This window comes from Peribacillus sp. NPDC097225 (assembly GCF_044761955.1).
Lineage (GTDB): Bacteria > Bacillota > Bacilli > Bacillales > DSM-1321 > Peribacillus.
This window is the reverse complement of record NZ_JBIWDJ010000001.1, coordinates 310,741-333,242: the sequence shown is the minus strand read 5'-3', so window position 1 is coordinate 333,242 and position 22,502 is coordinate 310,741. Positions and strand designations below refer to the sequence as shown.

General features: G+C 41.0%; 21 protein-coding genes. 18 read left to right on the top strand and 3 right to left on the bottom strand.

All coding sequences use genetic code 11. From position 1 onward, the window contains the following. Window positions 1-270 precede the first annotated feature (270 nt). The 9 genes from ACIQXH_RS01640 (at window position 271) to ACIQXH_RS01600 (ending at window position 10,431) form a co-directional block, all read left to right on the top strand. Entirely contained in the window at window positions 271-2,154 is a 1,884-nt protein-coding gene (locus tag ACIQXH_RS01640; protein WP_403121890.1) for a methylmalonyl-CoA mutase family protein, read from the top strand. Continuing rightward, window positions 2,151-4,343 carry a methylmalonyl-CoA mutase gene (scpA, locus tag ACIQXH_RS01635; RefSeq protein ID WP_403121888.1) on the top strand — a complete coding sequence of 731 codons (2,193 nt, stop codon included), beginning with the start codon at window positions 2,151-2,153 and terminating at the stop codon, window positions 4,341-4,343. The genes ACIQXH_RS01640 and scpA overlap by 4 nt, the downstream gene beginning before the upstream one ends. Further along, window positions 4,343-5,500: a methylmalonyl Co-A mutase-associated GTPase MeaB gene (gene meaB / locus ACIQXH_RS01630; protein WP_403121886.1), complete on the top strand. Its 1,158-nt coding sequence runs from the start codon at window positions 4,343-4,345 to the stop codon at window positions 5,498-5,500. The genes scpA and meaB overlap by 1 nt, the downstream gene beginning before the upstream one ends. Before the next feature lie 127 nt (window positions 5,501-5,627). Further along, the gene (locus ACIQXH_RS01625) at window positions 5,628-6,065 is read left to right on the top strand and encodes a BrxA/BrxB family bacilliredoxin (RefSeq protein ID WP_402869372.1); all 438 of its coding nucleotides are present in this window, start codon (window positions 5,628-5,630) and stop codon (window positions 6,063-6,065) included. A gap of 337 nt (window positions 6,066-6,402) precedes the next feature. After that, window positions 6,403-7,206, top strand: coding sequence for a transporter substrate-binding domain-containing protein (locus ACIQXH_RS01620; protein ID WP_402956967.1), 804 nt, complete (start codon window positions 6,403-6,405; stop codon window positions 7,204-7,206). Between the two features lie 125 nt (window positions 7,207-7,331). Next, window positions 7,332-7,991, top strand: coding sequence for an amino acid ABC transporter permease (locus ACIQXH_RS01615; protein ID WP_402869370.1), 660 nt, complete (start codon window positions 7,332-7,334; stop codon window positions 7,989-7,991). Further along, complete coding sequence (locus tag ACIQXH_RS01610) at window positions 7,984-8,706, top strand: amino acid ABC transporter ATP-binding protein (protein ID WP_402956592.1); 723 nt, start codon at window positions 7,984-7,986, stop codon at window positions 8,704-8,706. The genes ACIQXH_RS01615 and ACIQXH_RS01610 overlap by 8 nt, the downstream gene beginning before the upstream one ends. Before the next feature lie 188 nt (window positions 8,707-8,894). Next, window positions 8,895-9,884, top strand: a complete 990-nt coding sequence (locus ACIQXH_RS01605) for an aromatic acid exporter family protein (RefSeq protein ID WP_402986171.1) — start codon at window positions 8,895-8,897, stop codon at window positions 9,882-9,884. Between the two features lie 31 nt (window positions 9,885-9,915). Further along, entirely contained in the window at window positions 9,916-10,431 is a 516-nt protein-coding gene (locus ACIQXH_RS01600) for a L,D-transpeptidase (protein WP_402869365.1), read from the top strand. Between the two features lie 37 nt (window positions 10,432-10,468). Here the strand turns inward: ACIQXH_RS01600 and prli42 are convergent, their stop codons facing one another. After that, window positions 10,469-10,564: a stressosome-associated protein Prli42 gene (prli42, locus tag ACIQXH_RS01595; protein ID WP_402869363.1), complete on the bottom strand. Its 96-nt coding sequence runs from the start codon at window positions 10,562-10,564 to the stop codon at window positions 10,469-10,471. Between the two features lie 169 nt (window positions 10,565-10,733). On the opposite strand from prli42, the gene mce reads away from it, so the two are divergent. The 5 genes from mce to gndA all read left to right on the top strand — a co-directional run bounded on the left by mce (window position 10,734) and on the right by gndA (window position 17,004). Next, entirely contained in the window at window positions 10,734-11,156 is a 423-nt protein-coding gene (gene mce / locus ACIQXH_RS01590; RefSeq protein WP_402869361.1) for a methylmalonyl-CoA epimerase, read from the top strand. Continuing rightward, window positions 11,153-12,703 (top strand): acyl-CoA carboxylase subunit beta, encoded by a 1,551-nt coding sequence (locus ACIQXH_RS01585; protein ID WP_402869359.1) that lies wholly within the window; start codon window positions 11,153-11,155, stop codon window positions 12,701-12,703. The genes mce and ACIQXH_RS01585 overlap by 4 nt, the downstream gene beginning before the upstream one ends. A gap of 147 nt (window positions 12,704-12,850) precedes the next feature. Beyond that, complete coding sequence (locus ACIQXH_RS01580; protein ID WP_402956969.1) at window positions 12,851-13,972, top strand: tripeptidase T; 1,122 nt, start codon at window positions 12,851-12,853, stop codon at window positions 13,970-13,972. Between the two features lie 328 nt (window positions 13,973-14,300). After that, window positions 14,301-15,566, top strand: coding sequence for a DNA polymerase IV (locus ACIQXH_RS01575; RefSeq protein ID WP_403121884.1), 1,266 nt, complete (start codon window positions 14,301-14,303; stop codon window positions 15,564-15,566). 28 nt (window positions 15,567-15,594) lie between these two features. Then, entirely contained in the window at window positions 15,595-17,004 is a 1,410-nt protein-coding gene (gene gndA / locus ACIQXH_RS01570; RefSeq protein ID WP_403121882.1) for an NADP-dependent phosphogluconate dehydrogenase, read from the top strand. Between the two features lie 95 nt (window positions 17,005-17,099). Here the strand turns inward: gndA and ACIQXH_RS01565 are convergent, their stop codons facing one another. Then, entirely contained in the window at window positions 17,100-17,273 is a 174-nt protein-coding gene (locus ACIQXH_RS01565) for an asparagine synthase (RefSeq protein WP_402956599.1), read from the bottom strand. Between the two features lie 269 nt (window positions 17,274-17,542). Here ACIQXH_RS01565 and ACIQXH_RS01560 point away from each other — a divergent pair, with 269 nt between their 5' ends. After that, window positions 17,543-17,698 (top strand): hypothetical protein, encoded by a 156-nt coding sequence (locus ACIQXH_RS01560; RefSeq protein ID WP_402986157.1) that lies wholly within the window; start codon window positions 17,543-17,545, stop codon window positions 17,696-17,698. A gap of 42 nt (window positions 17,699-17,740) precedes the next feature. On the opposite strand, the gene zwf is transcribed toward ACIQXH_RS01560, so the two are convergent. Next, window positions 17,741-19,237 carry a glucose-6-phosphate dehydrogenase gene (gene zwf / locus ACIQXH_RS01555; protein WP_403121880.1) on the bottom strand — a complete coding sequence of 499 codons (1,497 nt, stop codon included), beginning with the start codon at window positions 19,235-19,237 and terminating at the stop codon, window positions 17,741-17,743. A 216-nt stretch (window positions 19,238-19,453) separates the two neighbouring features. Here zwf and rnz point away from each other — a divergent pair, with 216 nt between their 5' ends. From rnz to ACIQXH_RS01540, 3 genes are all read left to right on the top strand, one after another. Further along, complete coding sequence (gene rnz, locus ACIQXH_RS01550) at window positions 19,454-20,386, top strand: ribonuclease Z (RefSeq protein ID WP_402869346.1); 933 nt, start codon at window positions 19,454-19,456, stop codon at window positions 20,384-20,386. Window positions 20,387-20,451: 65 nt separating this feature from the next. Next, window positions 20,452-21,270 (top strand): squalene/phytoene synthase family protein, encoded by an 819-nt coding sequence (locus ACIQXH_RS01545; protein ID WP_402869344.1) that lies wholly within the window; start codon window positions 20,452-20,454, stop codon window positions 21,268-21,270. Between the two features lie 205 nt (window positions 21,271-21,475). Continuing rightward, entirely contained in the window at window positions 21,476-22,471 is a 996-nt protein-coding gene (locus tag ACIQXH_RS01540) for an ABC transporter substrate-binding protein (protein ID WP_402869342.1), read from the top strand. Window positions 22,472-22,502 lie beyond the last annotated feature (31 nt).

The following is a 22,502-nucleotide window of genomic DNA, read 5'->3' as shown; positions in this document are numbered from 1 at the left end:
ATGAATAGAAATATAAGAGTATTTAGAAAATAGTCGACAATATTTTTATTTTTGCTATTATTTTATAGAGGCTCTTCTCATAATTATTCTCCATCTTCTATCATATGGTTTTTTTAACAGGTTTTGATATTAGCTAAAATTATAAGAATATTATGATAGAATATATATAAATTGATGGGAGAGTGTTTTTCTTATGTAATTGACTGAGCGTTCGGTCTACGTATTGACGATTGAACCAGTAGGAAAGCAAAATATAAGGGAGCGATTAAAATGGAATTGAAAGATGTAAAAAACATATCCTTTCCAAAACCTTCATTAGAAGAGTGGAAGGAAGCGGCAGAAACTAGTTTAAAAGGCAGAAGTGTCGAAAAATTAAAAACGAATACATATGAAGGCATTACTTTAAATCCCCTCTATACAGAGGAATCTGTTTCAGATGGAGAACAAACAGAGCTTCCCGGATTTGCTCCCTTTACACGTGGAATTGCTCCGACCGGTTATTACGAGCAGCCATGGTTTGTCGTACAGCCTGTAAGCGGTATCACGGCTGACGAGGCAAATGAAAAGATGCACGCCGCACTAGAGCGCGGTCAGAATATTATCGTCTACCCAGCTCATCTTCTTGCGGAGGGTGCGAGGGTTTCAAAACTTTTTAATGGCCTATCATTAAATGAACTTCCCGTTTTCATTGACCTGAAGGGAAAGCAAAAGGAACTATTCCCTCAATTCAAAGCTGTTGCAAATCAACAAAATGCGCAAATTAAGGGTGTGCTTGCAGAAGATCCGATTGCAGAATGGTTAGTCGGTGGTCAAGTTCCTGAAGATACAGAAACATATTTTGCAGAATGGGCAAAAACAATCCAAGATTATCAACAGATTGGTCCGGACTTAAAGTCAATTCTTGTTAACACGGCTAGTTTTCATAATGGAGGAGCCAATGCAATTCAAGAGCTTGCCTATGGATTGGCAGTTGCTGTCCAATATATATGGGAAGGGCAAAAACAAGGGATTTCCGTACGGGATATTGTCGGAAAGATCGTGTTTTCCTTTGCAGTGGATTCCAATTACTTTATGTCGATTGCGAAGATACGGGCGGCTAGAAGACTTTGGGCTGGTCTAGCGGAAGCTTTTGAAGAGGATGCCGAGTATTTTAAAATGGTTATACATGCAGTTACATCCGAGTTGACAGAAACGCTCTATGATCAACATGTGAATATTCTGCGGACCACGAATCAAGCATTTGCTGCAGCAATTGGAGGGATTCAGTACTTGCAGATCCATCCATTTAATCATGCTTCAGGTGAGTGTAATGAATTTTCGGAAAGAATAGCACGCAACACGCATTTAATCCTTAAAGAGGAAACGAATATCACAACGGTGGTCGATCCTGCCGGCGGATCTTGGTATGTCGAGCAATTGACGGATGAATTGGCTGATAAAGCATGGGTGAAGTTCCTTGAGATTGACGAGGCAGGCGGGGTACTTGATGCCATTATGCAAGGGGCTTTACAAGCAGACATAGCAAAAGTCTACGAGGAAAGGGTCCAGAATGCGGCACTACGGAAAGAAAGTATTATTGGTACCAACGTTTATCCGAACCCTACCGATAAAATCAAAGTTCCTACAACTGAAACACAGAGATCATATATGGTGGTTCAGGGGCCAGTAGATATTACACCAATCAAGTTAGATCGTATATCATCCCAATTTGAACAGTTAAGATTACGAAGTGAAGAGTGTAAACAAAATGGCGGGAAAGCACCGACAATCGGCCTTATTAACTTGAATGAACTTAAATCTTATAAGCCTCGTGCTGATTTTATAAAAGGCTTTGTTGCAGCCGGTGGAATTGAAACGATGGAAAGTGAAGGATGCCATGATAGTAAGGAAGCGGTGGATTATATAGCTGAAACTAAGCTTTCCATATACTGTGTATGTGGAAGTGATCTTGATTACTCGGATAAGGCGAAATCCATCATAAAAGAGATTAAACAGCAATACCCACACATCAAGCTATATGTCGCTGGAAAGCAATCGGCAGAATTGGAGACCGTTTTATTGGAGTCTGGAGCGGACGACTTTATCCATGTTAAAACGAATGTTGTGGCGGTCTTGACAGAACTACTACAAGAGCTAGGGGTGAATGAACAATGAAAAAACCAAATTTCTCTACCATAAATCCTGCTAAGTCTGAGCGTAAAGGAACAGTTGAATTATGGAAACAAGAGGCAGAAGCAGCAGTTGGACAAAACATCGAGGAACTTTTATTCGAAACGAATGAACAAATCAAGGTTAAACCATTATATATGAAAGAAGATAGTCAGAATTTGGAGCACATGGAAAGTGTACCGGGAATTGCTCCATATACAAGGGGACCCTATCCATCCATGTATGTGAACCGGCCATGGACAGTACGACAATATGCAGGGTTCTCAACTGCAGAGGAATCCAACGCATTTTACCGCAGGAATTTAGCGATGGGTCAAAAGGGTCTCTCGGTGGCCTTCGATTTGGCAACACATCGCGGCTATGATTCGGATCATCCTCGTGTTGTTGGGGATGTAGGAAAAGCGGGTGTGGCGATAGACTCGATTTTGGATATGAAGATCCTATTTGATGGAATACCACTCGATCAAATGTCGGTATCCATGACAATGAATGGAGCGGTTTTACCTATTCTTGCTTTTTATATCGTTACAGCCGAGGAGCAGGGAGTCACCCAGGATAAGCTTTCTGGTACCATTCAAAATGATATCTTAAAGGAATACATGGTTAGGAATACGTATATCTATCCACCCGAGATGTCGATGAAAATTATTGCTGATATATTTGAATATACTTCAAAATATATGCCAAAGTTCAATTCTATATCCATTTCCGGTTATCACCTACAAGAAGCTGGAGCACCTGCGGATATCGAGCTTGCTTATACGTTGGCGGATGGCCTGGAATATGCAAGGACAGGAATGAAAGCCGGTATCGATATTGATAAATTTGCCCCTCGTTTGTCGTTCTTCTGGGCTGTTGGAATGAACTATTTCATGGAAGTGGCAAAAATGAGAGCGGGACGGTTCATATGGTCAAAACTAATGAAACAGTTTGAACCGAAGAATAAGAAAGCGATGGCTTTACGAACACACTCCCAAACATCGGGGTGGAGCCTTTCAGAGCAAGATCCTTTCAATAATGTAGCACGAACACTGATCGAGGCGCATGCAGCTGCCTTGGGCCATACCCAATCTTTGCATACGAACGCATTGGATGAGGCCATTGCCCTTCCAACCGATTTCTCAGCACGTATTGCCCGGAATACCCAGCTTTATCTTCAAGAGGAGACTGGCATTACAAAGGTCATCGATCCATGGGCAGGTTCTTATTATGTCGAATCGCTAACAAATGAACTGATTGAAAGGGCTTGGGCTCATATCGAAGAAATTGAAGGTCTTGGGGGCATGGCAAAGGCGATTGAAACCGGTCTTCCGAAAATGAGGATTGAAGAAGCGGCAGCAAAACGTCAAGCTAAAATCGATTCTCAAGATGAAACAATCGTGGGTGTCAACAAATATCGCCTGAAAAAAGAAGATGCGATTGAAATCTTGGAGATAGATAATACCGCCGTCCGCGAAAGTCAACTTAAGCGTTTAAGCATCCTTAAAGAAAAAAGAGATCAGTCGAAAGTCGATGAAGCTCTTCAGGCATTGACGCAAGCGGCACGAACTGGTGAAGGTAACTTGCTTGAATTGGCAGTACAGGCAACTCGAGTCCGCGCTTCACTTGGGGAAATTTCCGATGCAATTGAAGAAGTGGCTGGTCGTCATAAGGCCACCATCCGTTCTATTAGTGGTGTTTATAGCTCAGCTTATTCGAAAGAAGCGGAAATTGAAGAAGTAATTGCCATGACTGACGAATTTCTTGAAAATGAAGGCAGACGCCCTCGTTTATTGATGGCTAAGATGGGGCAGGACGGCCATGATCGGGGATCGAAAGTGGTTGGTACGGGGTTTGCTGATTTAGGCTACGATGTTGACATCGGGCCACTATTCCAAACACCGGAGGAAACCGCTCTTCAGGCTGTGGAAAATGATGTGCATGTTGTTGGGATGAGCTCGCTCGCTGCCGGCCACAAAACACTATTGCCGCAATTGATGGCCGAGTTGAAGAAATTGGGCCGGGAAGACATTATCGTCATTGTCGGTGGAGTCATCCCAGCACAAGATTATGATTATTTAATGCAAAACGGCGCATCAGCGATTTTTGGACCTGGCACGGTCATCCCACAGGCAGCTAAAAAAGTGCTACAAGAAATATACCATCGCCTAGGATATGAGGAAGTGGCACAGTAATGAGTGAAGATAAGAAGCCGGAATGGGTCGATCCTAACAATCAGGATGGTTTTGCTTCTTCGTTAAAGCCAGGTGTGGAATTGGATGCTGGTCATAATAGAGCATCAAAAAGTAGATTTATCAAAAAGAAAAATGAGAGAATCTCGATACCGCAATTGAAAGATGGAATCTTGACAGGGGAGAGAGCAAAGCTTGCTAAAGGGATCACATTAGTGGAAAGCAATGCCGAACATCATTTCGAGTTGGCACAAGAACTTTTGCACTCAATTCTCCCACACACAGGTGCTTCGCTCCGCATCGGCATTTCAGGTGTCCCTGGGGCTGGTAAAAGTACATTCATCGAAACCTTTGGAACGTTTTTATGTAATAAAGGATATAAGGTTGCGGTACTCGCTGTCGATCCAAGTTCCTCGATTAATGGAGGGAGCATCCTTGGGGATAAGACGAGGATGGAGGAACTGGCACGGAATCCTCAAGCTTTTATCCGACCTTCCCCATCAGAAGGAACTTTGGGTGGGGTGCATAGGAAAACGAGGGAAACGATGTTACTTTGTGAGGCGGCCGGTTTTGATGTGATTTTGATTGAAACGGTGGGTGTAGGGCAGAGTGAAGCGATTGTCCGAAGTATGGTCGACTTTTTCATGTTGCTTGTCCTAACAGGAGCCGGAGATGAATTGCAGGGCATGAAAAAAGGAATCATGGAACTTGTTGATGGTATAGTGGTCAATAAAGCAGACGGTGAAAACATTCCGCTTGCGAACAGGACAAGGTCGGAATACAGTCGTATTCTCCATTTCCTTCAGCCTGCCACTAAAGGGTGGGCTGGAAAAGCATATACATGTTCTTCTGTTACAGGAAAAGGGATTCCTGAAATTTGGGACGTATTACAGGACTTTTCGCAGACAACAAAGTTATCGGGTGTTTTTCAGGAACGGAGAAGAATGCAATCCAAAGAGTGGTTGTATTCATTAATAGACCATCAGCTTAAAACCATGTTCTATAAAAATGATACTGTCAAAGGCTTACTGCCCAAGCTTGAAAATGAAGTGATGTCCGGTAATAAAACGGTCACTAAAGCCGTACAACAAGCATTTCAATCGTTCTCTGAATCCTTAAGTTCGAATGAATGCGGTCCCACAGATAACGAACGGATATAGCTCTCCCTTTCTTATCACCAATTGGAATCTTGATGTTTTTAATCATGGCCAGTTAAATTGATTGAATCGGGCTTCGTCAATTGTTATGATAGTGGTGAAGAGAAAAAGCTGGAAGGAGCACTATACTATGAATATGGATTTCAATTTTTTAATGAATGACGTGGTCAAACAAGCTCGCGATGAGATTAAGACTGCTGGATATACAGAACTGACGACTGCTGAGGAAGTAGAAGATGTATTGGCCCAAAAGGGTACGACGCTAGTTATGGTCAATTCCGTTTGTGGTTGTGCTGGGGGAATTGCTAGACCAGCTGCAGCCCATGCGATTCATAACGATAAACGTCCTAATCAGCTTGTAACTGTTTTTGCAGGTCAAGATAAGGAAGCGACTGAGAAGGCCCGTGATTATTTCGAAGGATATCCACCATCATCACCATCATTCGCTCTTCTGAAAGATGGAAAAATCATCACGATGATTGAGCGTCATGAAATCGAGGGTCATCATCCAATGTCTGTAGTGGAAAAATTGCAAGCTTACTTCGATGAATATTGTGAAGAAGTGTAAGACTTTGCTTATGCATTAAGCTTACTAGTATCTTTTAGGAAAACCGCCGAGTTTGGCGGTTTTTTTATTGGTGAATTTGCTTGGAATCAGTTGGAATCGGAAGAAATTGGTTGGTTAACCAGGTGTATTTTGTAGTAGGTAGAGTATTATATTAGAATTTGGTTAAAATAATATTCTAAAAAATAAATTTTTCATTAAGCTTATTGAATAATTATAAGAATGTGTTAAAATACACAAGAGTGCATGAATATTAGTTCGCATACGAGTTTAAGTTTATCGTAATTTGGCCATTGGCTCATACAAGAATCAAAAACTACTTGGAGGAATAATGATGAAATTGAAAAAGCGGGTAGCATTGTTGCTTACTTCTGTTTTATTAGTAGGTATTTTAGCAGCATGTGGAACCTCAGAGAAAAAAGAAGAGAATACATCAGGTAATAAAGATAAAAAAGTGCTAGTAATGGGAACATCTGCGGATTATCCACCGTTTGAATATGTTGAAACATCCAAAAGCGATGAAATCAAAGGATTTGACGTAGATATCGCTAAAGCGATCGGTAAGAAATTAGGATATGAAATCCAGGTGAAGGATATTGATTTTAACAGTCTTGTTCCATCACTTGAAAATAAATCGGTGGATTTTGTTATCTCTGGAATGACTCCAACACCGAAACGTGAGAAATCCGTTGATTTTAGTGATATTTATTATACAGCGAAAAACATGATCATTACGACAGATGGCAGCAAGATAAAAACGGTAGATGATTTAAAAGGGAAAACGGTAGGCGTACAGCTTGCTTCCATTCAAGAGACATTGGCAAATGACTTGAATAAAAATGAAAATATCGGGATGAAGATTGAAAAACGGAATCGTATTCCTGAAATCATCCAGGAAATGGTTGCGAAACGTTTTGATGCCGTGATTATTGAAGATACAGTTGCTAAAGGATATTTGAAAGACAATCCGGATTTAGTAGGATATGAGATGGAAACTGGGGAAGAAGACGCTGGTTCCGCTATTGCATTCCAAAAGGGCAGTGATTTAACGGAAGATTTCAATGCTGAACTGAACGAAATGTTGGAAAATGGTGAAATGGAAAAATTAATTCTAAAATGGTTCGGTGGCAGTGAAACTAAATAATACAGAGAAAAGGGAAAACGTTCAGAAGTGATAAAATACGCCTTCTGAGCGTTTTTCCACGCTTTATTGAGTATAAAGTGAATAAGGAAGGCCTTTATAGGTCTTTATAAGAGAGGATGAATGGAGTGAATCTGGATTTTGAAAGGATTATGCCTTCCCTTCCATATATCATGGAGGGAATACCGACTACACTAAAAGTTGTGGCGGTTGCGGCTGTAATCGGTTTTGTTTTGGGGATCATCTTATCCATACTGAAAATCAGCAGAATTAAGCCGTTAAATTGGATTGCTGACTTTTATACATCGATTTTCCGCGGTACACCATTAGTTTTACAATTAATGCTTATTTATTTTGGTTCCCCACAAATTTTAGGGATTCAAATCGAAGCGTTTCAGGCTGCTTTCTTGGCTTTCGGCTTAAACTCTGCCGCGTATATCTCGGAAATCATCAGGGGTGGTATATTAGCGGTCGATAAAGGGCAACGGGAAGCCGCGCTTGCCCTTGGGGTTCCTTATTCAAGTATGATGTTGAATATCATCTTGCCACAGGCCATCAAGAACATTCTCCCTTCTTTAGTGAATGAAATCATTTCCTTAACGAAGGAATCCGCCGTGGTAACCATCATCGGTTTAGGCGATATTATGCGCCGTTCTTATATTGTCGGTGGTGAGACCTATAAATTCTTCGAGCCGATATTATTTGCCGGTCTCATTTATTATGTGATGGTCATGATTCTCACTATCTTAGGTAAAGTGATCGAAAGGAGAATGAGACGCAGTGATTAAAATAGATCAGCTTCAAAAGAGTTATGGCAAACTTAACGTTCTAAAAGGAATCAGTACAGAAATTGGACAGGGTGAAGTCCTAGCGATAATCGGTCCCTCCGGATCAGGAAAGTCGACTTTTCTCCGGTGTATCAATATGCTTGAAACACCTACTGATGGACAGATTTGGTTCAAAGATCAAAATATTACGGATAAAAAGACTAATATTATGAAAGTCCGTGAGAATGTCGGGATGGTATTTCAACATTTCCATTTATTCCCACACAAGACAGTGCTTGAGAACCTGACATATGCGCCTATGAAGGTGAAAAAGTTATCCAAAGCAGACGCTGTGAAACAGGCAAGAGAGCTTTTGAATAAAGTTGGATTGGCTGATAAGGAAACAACGTATCCAAATCGTCTTTCCGGCGGGCAAAAACAAAGGGTTGCCATAGCACGTGCATTGGCCATGAATCCGGAAGTCATGCTGTTTGACGAGCCGACTTCCGCATTAGACCCGGAAATGGTAAAAGAAGTATTGGACGTTATGAAGTCACTGGCCCATACCGGGATGACAATGTTAATTGTTACGCATGAAATGGGATTTGCTAAAGAAGTGGCCGATCGGGTTCTATTCTTGGATGGCGGCTTGCTTGTTGAGGAAGGTGCTCCGGATGAGTTCTTTTCCAACCCGAAAAGCCAGCGTGCCAAAGATTTTCTTCAAAAAGTGCTTTAAAATGAAAAAAATGAACATGTAGTGAAAAAAGGTAACTTTAGTTACCTTTTTTATTTTACCCAAATAATGTATCATAGGTATAATGAATTATTAATAATTTAGAATTTTCCTTCATAAAGGACTGTAAAATTATCTGAATAGCTGATAGTATTATAATAGAAGTGAAAGAAGCAAGGTGATACATAACAATGTTCAAAATCGGGTATAGAACGATTAAAACTGCTATGGGGGCATCCATCGCAATTATTATTGCACAATTGCTGGGTTTGAATAATTTCTCTTCTGCTGGCATCATAACGATTTTGTGTATACAGGTTACAAAAAGGAAATCGGTATTTGCCTCCTGGCATCGATTTTTGGCTTGTATGATCGCAATGCTTTATTCTACTTTACTGTTTCAGGGTATAGCTTTCCATCCCCTTGTAATCGGGCTAATCCTTCTCATCTTCATCCCGACTACAGTTGCCTTGAATGTTAGCCAGGGAATAGTTACAAGCAGTGTCATCATCCTACATCTCTATGGCTCTGGAAAGATTACTATTGCACTGCTCGTCAATGAAACGATTTTGATTGTCGTTGGAGTGGGTGTGGCACTTATCATGAATCTATACATGCCTAGTGTGGAAAAAAAATTAATTGCTTACCAGGATAGAATTGAGATGAATTTTAGTGCTATCTTAATGGCAGTTGTCCGCTATTTACGGGATAATGACCATACATGGGATGGAAAGGAAATTACAAAAACAGCAAATCTTCTTAATGAAGCCAAAAGTCTTGCCTTTAGGGATGTGGAGAATCATTTTCTTCGGGAAGAAGATCTCCATTATCATTATTTCAAAATGAGGGAAAAGCAATTCGAAATTATTGAGAGGATTCTCCCTTTGGTCACAAATATTCCTTTAAGAGTGAAGCAAAGCGGTATATTGGCAGACTTTATAGAGGATTTGGCTGAAAATGTTCATCCTCAAAATACGGCGATCCTTTACTTGAGGAAACTTGAGGAAATGGAAGAGTTTTTTAAGGGGATGGAACTTCCTCAAACCCGGGAAGAGTTTGAATCACGTGCAGCTTTATTGCAGCTTATGAAGGAAATGGAACGCTATTTATTGCTTAAGCATTCTTTCAAGGGATTCCCTAAGGAGAGTCATAATCGAATGAAAAAGAGGCCGTTGGCTTAAACTAAGCAAAAAAGTAAAGGAACTGATAGAAATGAAACGAATCCTTTCTTTATTGTTATTGCTTGTCTTGTCAGCTGTACCATCTCAGGCCCTTGCTCAAACCGTAAATCACGGAGAGCCATTCATTATTATCAATAAAGCGAATAATAAACTGGCTTTCATTGACGACAACGTGGTACAAGAGATACTTCCAGTCGGAACAGGCAAGAGTCAGGAATTGACGCCTGAAGGGTTATTTACCGTCAAGGTAAAAGCGGTTAATCCTTACTATCGAAAAAAGAATATCCCTGGTGGAGATCCCAGAAATCCGCTTGGGTCAAGATGGATTGGTTTTGATGCCAGGAATACAGATGGCAGGATTTATGGGATACATGGAACCAATCAACCATCCTCAATCGGGAAATACATTTCCAATGGTTGTGTGAGGATGCATAAACCGGATGTAGAGCGGTTATATGACAAGGTTCCGATTGGGACAAAGGTTCTAATAACTCTATCAAATGAAAGTTTCAACACGTTAGCCAGAAATATAGGGGCTATCAAATAAGAAAGAGGGAAGCTTTTAGCTCCCCTCCTGCAGCCTATTACAATAAAAATGCGATGCCTGATAGTAAGGTCGTCAATAACATCGAGATAAGCATGAGATAGACAACAACTTTTCTTACTTTTTTATTTTTCATTATGTTCTCTCCTCAAACAGTATGATTATTTTCATTTTAACTTGAACATATAGGAGAAACAAGCAAAAGTGCAATATTCTCATTATTCAAAAGAATGGTATAGTTACATAATGAATTGATAGAAAATTCAATAGAGTGAAAATAGTACATAGTATGGGGGAATAGTAAAATGATTAAGAATATTGATCATATTGGGATTGCGGTTAAATCAATAGAGGAAGCCTTGCCGCTTTACACTGAAACATTGAAATTGGAGCTTGAAGGAATAGAAACGGTTGAGAGCCAAGGCGTTAAAGTGGCATTTATCCTAGCAGGGAATACTCGTTTAGAGTTATTGGAAGCGTTATCTCCTGATAGCGCCGTCGCTAAATTCATTGAAAAACGGGGTGAAGGGATTCACCATGTGGCTTTGGGTGTAGAGCGAATAGAGGATCGAATCCAGGAAATAAAAGAATCCGGTCTTCGTATGATTGATGAGACTTCAAGAAAAGGGGCACATCACGCAGATGTCGCTTTTATCCATCCTAAATCGACGTCGGGTGTCCTATATGAGCTATGTGAAAGAACTGAATTAAAGGAGGAGCAAAAATGACTGATATCTATGAAACTATCAATGACTTGTACGATCGACGCCGAAAGGTAGAAATGGGCGGCGGGGAAGATAGAATTGAAAAGCAACACGAAAAAGGAAAACTAACGGCGAGGGAAAGAATCGAACTTCTAGTGGATGAGGGTACCTTCGTTGAGCTGAATCCCTTTATCAAACACCGGAACACCAATTTTGGCATGGAAAAAGCAGAAGGACCGGGAGAAGGAGTAGTAACTGGTTATGGGAAAGTCAATGGTCGTGACATTTACCTGTTCTCTCAAGACTTTACCGTGTTTGGTGGGGCGCTCGGAGAAATGCATGCTCTGAAAATTGCCAATGTTATGGATTTGGCTGCGGAAAATGGTGCTCCCTTCATCGGGTTGAACGATTCTGGCGGAGCTCGGATTCAGGAAGGGGTTGTCTCCCTTGATGGATACGGTCAAATTTTCTATCGTAATTCGATATATTCTGGTGTGATCCCTCAGATTTCTGTCATATTGGGTCCATGTGCAGGTGGCGCGGTTTATTCACCAGCCATTACGGATTTTGTTTTCATGGTTGAGAAAACAAGCCAGATGTTCATTACAGGACCGAAAGTTATCGAAACGGTGACAGGGGAAAAAATTTCATCTGAAGGATTAGGTGGAGCGAAGGTACATAACACGGTCAGTGGTAATGCTCATTTCATGGGTGCTTCGGAGGAAGAGGTTTTAGCTGATGTTAAACGTCTTTTAAGCTATCTCCCGCAAAACAACCAAGAAAAGCCACCGGCTCTGGAAGCGACAGATGAAGACGACTATCGTCCAGATCTAACGGACGTTGTCCCATATGAAGGCATTCGTCCATACGATGTCCGAAAAGTGGTCAATCAAATTGTCGACGAGGATTCATTTATGGAAGTGCAAGCAGGGTTTGCGAAGAATATCGTGGTTGGTCTAGCACGCATTAAAGGGAAATCAGTGGGGCTTATTTGTAACCAGCCTAAAGTGTTGGCTGGTGGACTCGATATTGATTCATCTGATAAAGCTGCCAGGTTCATACGATTCTGTGATTCATTCAATATACCATTGATCACTTTTGAAGATGTTTCTGGATTTTTCCCTGGTGTTAAACAAGAACATGGTGGGATCATCCGCCATGGTGCGAAACTTTTATATGCCTATTCAGAAGCAACTGTGCCAAAATTAACGATCATTCTCCGTAAAGCCTATGGTGGTGCTTATGTGGCCCTCAATAGTAAATCCATCGGGGCAGACCTTACGTTTGCTTGGCCAAATGCTGAAATTGCGGTGATGGGATCAGCTGGAGCTGCAAACATCATATTTGCCCGTGAAATTAAAAATAGTGAGAATCCTGAAGCCACACGTGCAGAGAAAATTGAGGAATATCGTGAAAAGTTTGCAAATCCATATGTAGCGGCAAGTCTTGGAATGGTCGATGATGTTATTGACCCTCGTGAAACAAGAATTAAAATCATCCAATCGCTTGAAATGCTACGTAATAAAAAAGAAACCCGTCCATGGAAAAAACACGGGAATATTCCGTTGTAAGTACCAGTATGAGGGGAGCCTGAAACCAGGCTCCTTTTTTTGCTTTTTTATGTTTTTATTGAAAGGAGATCTTCCTATCGGATTATTTGCCGGGTAACGGCTTTAGAGATATACTTATAAAGGATTACTTTTATGGAGGTTTAAATGATGATTAATGAAGAACGGTTAGTTAGTGAATTCTTTGAATTGGTGCAAATTGATTCAGAAACTAAAAATGAAGCAGCGATAGCTAAAGTTTTAAAAGAAAAATTCACGGCACTTGGCGTGGATGTTTTTGAAGATGATACAATGTCTGTTACGGGTCATGGGGCTGGTAATTTAATTTGTACGCTGAAAGGCACGAAACCTGGCGTAGATACCATTTATTTCACATCACATATGGATACGGTCGTACCAGGTAACGGTATCAAACCGTCTATTAAAGATGGATACATAGTGTCAGATGGAACGACGATTCTAGGGGCAGATGACAAAGCAGGTTTATCTGTTATGTTAGAAACGTTGAAAGTGATTAAGGAGCAGAATATTGAGCACGGAACAATTGAGTTCATCATTACCGTTGGTGAAGAATCAGGGTTAGTAGGAGCAAAAGCTCTAGATCGTTCTCTTGTAACGGCAAAATACGGCTTTGCTCTTGACAGTGATGGTAAAGTTGGGAATATCGTCGTTGCTGCCCCTACTCAAGCCAAGGTAGCTGCAACCATTTTAGGCAAGACCGCCCATGCTGGCGTAGCTCCTGAAAAAGGGGTTTCTGCCATTACGATTGCTGCCAAAGCCATTTCAAGAATGCCTTTAGGCCGCATTGATGATGAAACGACAGCCAATATCGGACGTTTCCAAGGTGGACAACAAACGAATATCGTTTGTGATCATGTTGAAATTTTATCAGAAGCAAGATCATTGGTTCCTGAAAAAATGGAAAAACAAGTAGCAAGAATGAAAGAAGCTTTCGAGACTGCTGCCATCGAAATGGGCGGACGGGCCGAAGTGAAAGTCAATGTCATGTATCCAGGCTTTAAATATGGAGCAGGTGACCATGTGGTCGAAGTTGCAAGAAAAGCGGCAGAGAAAATTGGCCGTCCATGCGAATTGGTGAAAAGCGGCGGCGGTAGTGATGCAAATGTAATTGCTGGATTTGGCATTCCTACGGTTAATCTAGCAGTCGGCTATGAAGACATTCATACAACGAATGAAAGAATTCCAGTGGAAGAATTGACAAAGTTGGCTGAAATGGTCATCAGTATCATTCAGGAAGTTTCGGCAGAATAATTACGCGAAGATGGATGAAGTAGTTTCCCGAGAATATCGTAAATTGGCGTGTTAGCCACCAAAAAACCGAATATATGCAGGGTGTAGCGAATATTGGAAGTCACTTGTCACATTAATAATGATCCAAAAAAACTCGTTCATCTTTAGTGGACATAAAAGGGATACAGGAATATATGTACAGTCATCAGTAATATGATGACTGTTTTTCTTAGAATGAAGCACTACTTCAATGGTTATCAAGGTTAGATTGGGGTATCTTAATGAAGAAGATTTAGTTTATATGGACCCGATTTCCTGAGATTTGTACCAACAAGGATGTGACAGTCACATGAAGGATATGTATCCTAAAAATGGAAAGGTCATTCTCCATGTAGACATGAATAGTTTCTATGCATCTGTGGAAATGTCCTATGATGAATCATTGAAAGGGAAGCCATTAGCAATTGCCGGTAATGTTGAAGAAAGAAGGGGAATCATCGTTACCTGTAGTTATGAAGCTAGAAAATATGGTGTTAAAACGACCATGCCCATTTGGCAGGCCAAAAAACTATGCCCTCAATTAATCATTAAAAAGCCGAATTTTGAGCGATATCGAAAGGCTTCCCTCGCCATATTTGAAGTATTGCGGCAGTATACGGAAATAGTTGAACCTGTTTCCATCGATGAAGGGTATCTGGATATCAGTGAGTGTGCAGAATGGGGTTCACCTTTGGAAATTGCCAAAAGTATTCAAGAGCGTATATATAATACAATGGATCTTCCTTGTAGCATTGGCATCGCCCCAAATAAATTTTTGGCTAAAACAGCATCGGATATGAAAAAGCCGATGGGGATCACGGTTCTAAGGAAAAGAGATGTTCCCAAGGTTCTCTGGCCCTTACAGGTGGTGGAGATGCATGGGATTGGGGGTAAAACGGCAGAAAAACTCCAGACAATCGGTATCCAGACAATTGGAGACCTTGCCAAGGCCAACGAAACCCAGTTAAAACAGTTGCTAGGGATAAATGGCATCCGTTTGAAGGAACGGGCTAACGGAATGGATTCGCGACTTGTTGATCCAGAGGCCATTTTTGACCATAAAAGCATTGGGAACTCGACAACCCTGCCTAAGGATACTACCAATCAAAGAGAGCTGGTCGGGGTATTGGAGAAGCTTTCGGAAAAAGTTGCAGTACGTTTGAAGAATAAACGTTTGCTAGGTCAGAAGATTGGAGTGACCATCCGTTATAAAGATTGGAGGACCATTACAAGAAGTAAGATGGTTTCCAATCCATTTTTTGAAAAAACGGATATTTCGGATTGGGCTACTGAGCTGTTTTTGAAGAATTGGAATGGAGAGGCCATTCGCCTGTTAGGTGTAACGGCTTATGATGTCATTGAAAAAGAATCTGCATTCAAACAACTCGATATCTTTTCCTTTGAAGAGGATGCTGACAAAGAACCTTTATACGAAGTGATGGAACACTTGCAAAATAAGTATGGAGAAAATATTATTAAAAAGGGCCTTACTTTGAAAGAACGGTCAATTGGTACGAATACCAGTTTTAGCAAAGACTTTTTTGAGCGAACCAAAAGTAAAAATGGACTAAGGTGACATACATCCAAATGAAGGGAAGGTAATCATGACAAAACAAGAAATTGGCGTTATCGGACTTGCTGTAATGGGTAAGAACCTTGCATTTAATATCGAAAGCAGAGGGTATTCAATTTCCGTGTATAATCGTTCCGCTGCAAAGACGGACGAAATGATGGAAGAAGCGAAAGGCAAAAATGTAGTACCGGCATATACGCTTGAAGAATTCGTGAATTCGCTTCAAACACCAAGAAAAATTCTATTGATGGTAAAAGCGGGTGCCGCTACGGATGCAACCATTGATCAACTTAAGCCGCTTCTTGAAAAAGGGGACATCGTCATTGATGGCGGGAATACGTTCTATAAGGACACGCAGCGCCGCAATGAGGAATTGAGTGAACTTGGTATTCATTTCATTGGAACTGGTGTCTCAGGAGGGGAAGAAGGAGCCCTGACTGGTCCTTCCATCATGCCAAGCGGGCAGAAGGAAGCATATGATTTGGTAGCTCCAATCTTGAAGGATATTTCTGCCAAGGTTGATGGGGATGCATGTTGTACATATATCGGACCAGGTGGTGCCGGACATTATGTGAAGATGGTGCATAATGGAATTGAGTATGGTGATATGCAGCTGATTTCGGAATCTTATTTCCTTTTGAAAAATCTTCTGGGTCTGTCCGCTGAAGAATTTCATGAGGTGTTCACTGAATGGAATAAGGGAGAGTTGGATAGCTATCTTATTGAAATCACTGCTGATATTTTCAAACGCTATGATGAAGAGACAGGTAAGCCCATGGTCGATGTCATTTTAGATAAAGCTGGCCAAAAAGGTACAGGTAAATGGACGAGCCAAAGTGCACTGGATCTTGGTGTACCACTTCCAATCATAACGGAATCCGTTTTTGCACGATACATTTCAGCCATAAAAGAAGAGCGGGTAGAAGCAAGCAAGGTCCTCAGCGGTCCGGAAGCTAAATTTACCGGTGATAAAAAGGCTTTGATTGAAAGCATTCGCAAAGCGCTTTATATGAGTAAAATTTGTTCGTATGCACAAGGCTTCGCTCAAATGAAGGCTGCATCTGAAGAGAATAACTGGAACCTTCAATATGGGGACATCGCGATGATTTTCCGTGGGGGCTGCATCATCCGTGCTCAGTTCCTGCAAAAAATCAAAGATGCATATGATCGCGAGGCAAACTTGAACAACTTGCTTCTAGATCCTTATTTCCAAGAAATTGCCGAAAATTATCAAGGAGCTTTGCGTGAAGTGGTCTCTACCGCTGTGTTGAACGGCATTCCAGTTCCTTGCTTGTCTTCTGCACTCGCTTATTTCGATAGCTACCGTACAGAAACGCTTCCGGCCAATTTAATTCAAGCTCAACGCGATTACTTTGGAGCACATACGTATGAACGGATCGATAAAGAAGGTACCTTCCACACTGAATGGATGGACAAATAATCAAAAAAACTGGCTGGAATAGACATTCTATTTTAGCCAGTTTTTTTATTCGACAACTTAAAAAGAAGGAAGCACAAGTGTGCTCCCTTCTTCTACTAACGTCGATGCTCAACAAGGTCAATGACCCCTAATACAACATGTGCCAATCCGAAACCAAAAACCGTATTAGCGACCATCTTGTTTGAGCCACGGTTCTGCTTCATGGCATAACCTGCAGCAGTTACGGCAGTTCCTAACGCTGTTGGAATTAATCCTTCACGAACATCCATCGTAAATCCCTCCGCATCGGTTAGTAGTGGTATTCAGATAAAGAACACCATTTATATTGTTACCACAGCTGGACGGTATCATTCGGCTATATGGAAAAAGGAGAGATGAAATAATAAACTGAACTCAATGAAAAAATGGGTACTTTGTATATTTCTTTTTTATGCCGAAAGTAGTAAGATTTATAGCAACCATCTTTAACAGTTTATGTACCTGTATAAAATGTATGGGATGATGAGCGTATAGTGAAGCAAGAAAAGGAGTGGTTGAATTGATGCACTTCATCTGGATGATCGTAGCCCTTGTTTTATTTTTTGTGGTTATTGAATCAAGTGTGACTTTTTGGCTTAATCATGGAACAGATTCAGAATCGAAGGATTTTATCCATGCCATTCGAGAGAAAATCATCAAAAAGAGTGCCTCATAAAATAGAGAAGAGGATGCAGGTTCACTGCATCCTCTTATTAGTTTACTGATTATTTCTTTTTTCTTTTTCGATTTGCCACCAAACATGTCCATCTTCTGCTAAAAGCTCATCGGATGCTTTTGGTCCTGTCGAACCCGCTTCATAATTGGGGAAAGAGGCTTCTTTCGTATTTTCCCAGGCATTCGAAATGGTATCGACAAATTTCCAAGAAAGTGCGACCTCATCCCAATGTGTAAAGTTTGTGGCATCTCCACGCATGCTATCAAATAAAAGCTTTTCGTAAGCTTCAGGTGAATTGATATGTTCGATTCCTTTGTTGGAAACCGTCAACTTCACTGGCTTCGTATTCATCGTCGTTCCCGATTTCTTCACATTTAAGTAAAGGGAAATACCCTCTTCAGGTTGGATATGGATGACAAGAAGGTTTGGTTGCAAGGTTTCTTCGGTTTTGTAATAGAGATTCATTGGAATGTCTTTAAATTGAACAACGATCTTCGTTGATTTTACATCCATTCTTTTACCAGTACGGATATAAAAAGGAACACCCGCCCAGCGGAAGTTATCAATCATCAATTTACCCGCAACATAGGTTTCTGTATTAGATTCAGGATCGACATTCAATTCATCACGATAAGCAGGGAGTGTTTGTTCCCCTACCGTACCTGAGCCATATTGACCACGGACGAAATATTCTTTGACTTCGTCCACTTTCATTTGTCGGAGTGACCGTAATGCTCGGACCTTTTCGCTGCGGACTTCTTCTGTAGTCAAGGCAATCGGAGGTTCCATGGCAAGCAGGGCGACCATTTGCAATAAATGGTTTTGGACCATGTCCCGTAAGGCGCCACTCGTTTCATAATAACGCCCACGTTCCTCGACACCAAGTGTTTCACTTGAAGTAACTTGGATGTTGGAAATATAACGGTTATTCCATAGTGGTTCGAATAAGGCATTGGAAAAACGGATGACTTCAATGTTTTGTACCATTTCTTTGCCCAGGTAATGGTCGATTCGATAAATTTCATCTTCAGCAAATGCGGTACGTATTTGCTCATTCAAGATTTGTGCTGTTTCAAAACTGTGCCCAAATGGCTTTTCGATGACAAGGCGTTTGTAACCCTTGGTATCGGTCAAGCCTTGGGCTTTTACCTGTTCGGCAATGGTTCCGAAAAACTCCGGTGCCATCGCTAAATAAAAGATACGATTGCCTTCCAGATCATACTGGTCGTCTAAATTATCAGCAACCTGCTTTAATTGTAAATAGGACTCTGAACTAGTTACATCATGTGAATGATAGTGGAAATGGGAAACGAATTCATCGACCTTTTCCTCCTCATGTCCAAATGTCAGGATGGAGTCTTTTACACTTGCTTGAAACTCAGTATTGGTTAATGGCCTTCTGGCGACACCCACCACTGCGAATTTATTGATTTTTTCCTTTTGGAATAGTCGATATATCGAAGGAAACAGCTTTCGTTTCGCTAAATCTCCGGTAGCGCCAAAAATCATGATTAATGCTGTAGGTTTATTTTCTGTCATGTTAGAACCTCAACTTTCTGTAATTTCTGTCTTAAAGTTGGATATGTACTAATTCTTAATTTTACGGTTAGCTTTCCCTCAAAGCAATCTATTTGCGCATTTTTTCGTAATTTCATTAAAATCTTCAAAGAGACTGAATTTTAAAAGTTGAAAAATGAATCAGGGCCTCTGTTATGCTATAGTAAGGTATAAAGTTTTTGCAACGGAGGTAGGAATGTGGATTTTGTTTTTTTAGGAACGGGTGCTGGTGTTCCGGCAAAGGCGCGTAATGTGACGGCAATCGCCCTTCAATTATTAGAAGAACGGGGAAAAGTATGGCTTTTTGATTGCGGGGAAGCGACACAGCATCAAATTTTAAAAACGGCGGTTAAACCACGTAAAATTGAAAAGATTTTCATAACGCATTTGCATGGTGACCACATCTTTGGTCTTCCTGGTCTTTTAAGCAGCAGGTCTTTTCAGGGTGGAGTCGAAAAATTGACGGTGTACGGCCCAAAAGGCATTGATGCTTATATCACGACGAGTTTACAAGTGAGTGCCACTCATTTGAAATATCCATTGGAAATCATTGAAATTGAGGAAGGCGTCATATTCGAAGATGACCAGTTTACCGTGACGGCCCTGGAACTTGATCATGGCATTTATAGTGTCGGTTACCGAATCGTGGAAAAAGATCGGCAGGGGAGTTTACTGGTTGACCAGTTGCGTAAACAAGGAGTGCCACCGGGTCCCCTTTATAAAGCATTGAAAAATGGGGAATCGGTCCGTCTTGAAGATGGCCGGACCATTAATGGGAAAGACTATCTTAGTGCACCACAGAAGGGCAGAATTATTACGATACTTGGTGATACTAGGGTTTGCGACAATGCCCTCGTCCTTGCCGACTCAGCTGATTATCTCATCCATGAAGCAACCTTTTCTGCGGAAGAAACGGAATTGGCAACGGCCTATTTCCATTCAACTACTATACAAGCGGCTGAAACTGCCAAAAAAGCGGGGGTTAAGCACCTTGTTTTAACACATATCTCCTCACGCTATACTCTTGAGGATGCAGAACGGTTAAAAGAGGAAAGCAGTGCAATCCTTTCGAATACAACCATGGCAGAAGATTTATTGTCGATTAAAATCCCTTTATATGTACAAGAATAGGGAAATCATTACGATTATTTGGTATAATAGTTCAATTGCTTATTGGATATAAGGAGGGTGAAAAAATGACTGAACAAAATAATTTACATAACAAGGCGATGGATTTTCTTTTGAAAACAAGTCGTACTTTTTTTATCCCTATTAGTTACTTGCCATCAGGATTACAGGAAGCCATTGGTTCGGCATATCTTTGCATGCGGGCCATTGATGAAATTGAAGACCACCCGAATCTAGGTGCCGAAGATAAAATCGCCCTATTGCAGGCTGTTAGCAGCCTATTGAAAACCGATTATCGTAAAGAGGACATCCAGGCTGTTTTTGAACCATATAAGGATGTGCTTCCGGAAGTGACCTTGCAACTTGGAGATTGGATGGATTATTGTCCTCCAGGTGTGCTTGGTAAGGTCCTTGAGTCTACCAAGGAAATGGCTGAAGGCATGGCGAAGTGGGTTTCGAAGAATTGGCAAATACATGATAAGGAAGAGCTTGATGAGTATACCTATTATGTCGCTGGTTTAGTTGGGGTGATGCTCTCTGATATTTGGAAATGGTATGATGGAACAGATACGGATCGCAATCTTGCCATTGCATTTGGACAGGGCCTTCAAACGGTCAACATCCTACGGAACCGTGAAGAAGATGCAGAACGCGGCGTGAATTTTTATCCGAATGGATGGGGCTTCAAAGAGATGCTGAGCCATACAGAATATAATCTTGAATTGGCGGATAGGTACATTGAAGACATCGAGACAAAGGATATTGTCCATTTCTGTAAAATTCCTTTGGAATTGGCTAAAGCTACTTTGAAGGCGTTAAAAGAAGGAAAAGAAAAAATCGATCGGTCAACGGTTACCACTATCGTAAACCAGGTCGTCGATAATTAAGAAGAGCAAGCTACTGTATAAAGTTTATACAACTTTATACAGTAGCTTTTTTATTACTTCATAAGAGTAATCGTAAAATTCTAAAAATTTAAAAAATACATTGGAATAGTGGCAGTAAACGATTATAATTTAGTACATAAAAGCGGAAAAGTTGACTTCGTTAGAGAGACAGAATTTTAAAAAAAGAGAAAAGCGGAGGAACATTATGAAAAAGAGATTATATTCAACGGCAGCCTTGACCTTGATTACTGGAATTTTACTTGCAGGGTGTGGAAATGAAAACGAGAAAGACTCGGCAAAAAACGAAAGTGATAAGGATGCTTTCAAAGTCGGAGTGACACAAATCGTTCAGCATGATTCTTTGGATCAAGCATATGAAGGGTTTCAGGCTGCTTTGAAGGATAGTGACATTAAAGCAAAATATGATCTCCAAATTGCTCAGGGCGATCAAAACAACAGCCAGACGATAGCGAATAACTTTGTCGGGGATAAAGTGGATTTGATTTTTGCTAACTCGACGCCAAGCGCTTTAAGTTCATTGAATGCGACTAAAGATATTCCAATCGTCTTCACTTCTGTAACTGATCCAGTAGCTGCGGAACTTGTTACGTCCATGGAGAAACCAGGTGGAAATGTGACAGGTACGACCGATTCTCATCCGGATGCCATCAAAAATTCCATGAAGTTCCTGGCAGAAGAGCTTGGAGCGAAAACAATAGGGACGGTTTACAATACGGGCGAACAAAATTCAGTCGTTCAAATTAAAAATGTGAAAGCGGAGGCAAAAAAAGCGGGCTTGAAAGTCGTGGAAGCATCCGTCTCGACTTCAGCCGAAGTTAAGCAGGCAACGGAATCGTTGATTGGAAAAGCGGATGCTTTCTATATCATTACGGATAATACAGTAGTTTCAGCGTTAGAATCGGTGATTTCGGTAGCGAATGACCAGGATATCCCCTTATTTGTCGGGGAACTTGATTCCGTGAATGCAGGCGGTTTCGCAGCATATGGCTTCAGTTACTATGATATTGGCTACGAAGCAGGCCAGAAAGCGGTAGAAATATTAAAAGATGATAAAAAACCGGGTGATATCGCGGTTCAATATCCTCAAAAATTAAAATTGGTGATTAATGAAACAGCTGCAAAGGAAATGGGTGTTGAAATAAAAGAAGAATGGAAAGCAAATGCTGAGTTTGTTAAATAAGCTTTTGCGTTATTCCAGGGAAGGAAGATAA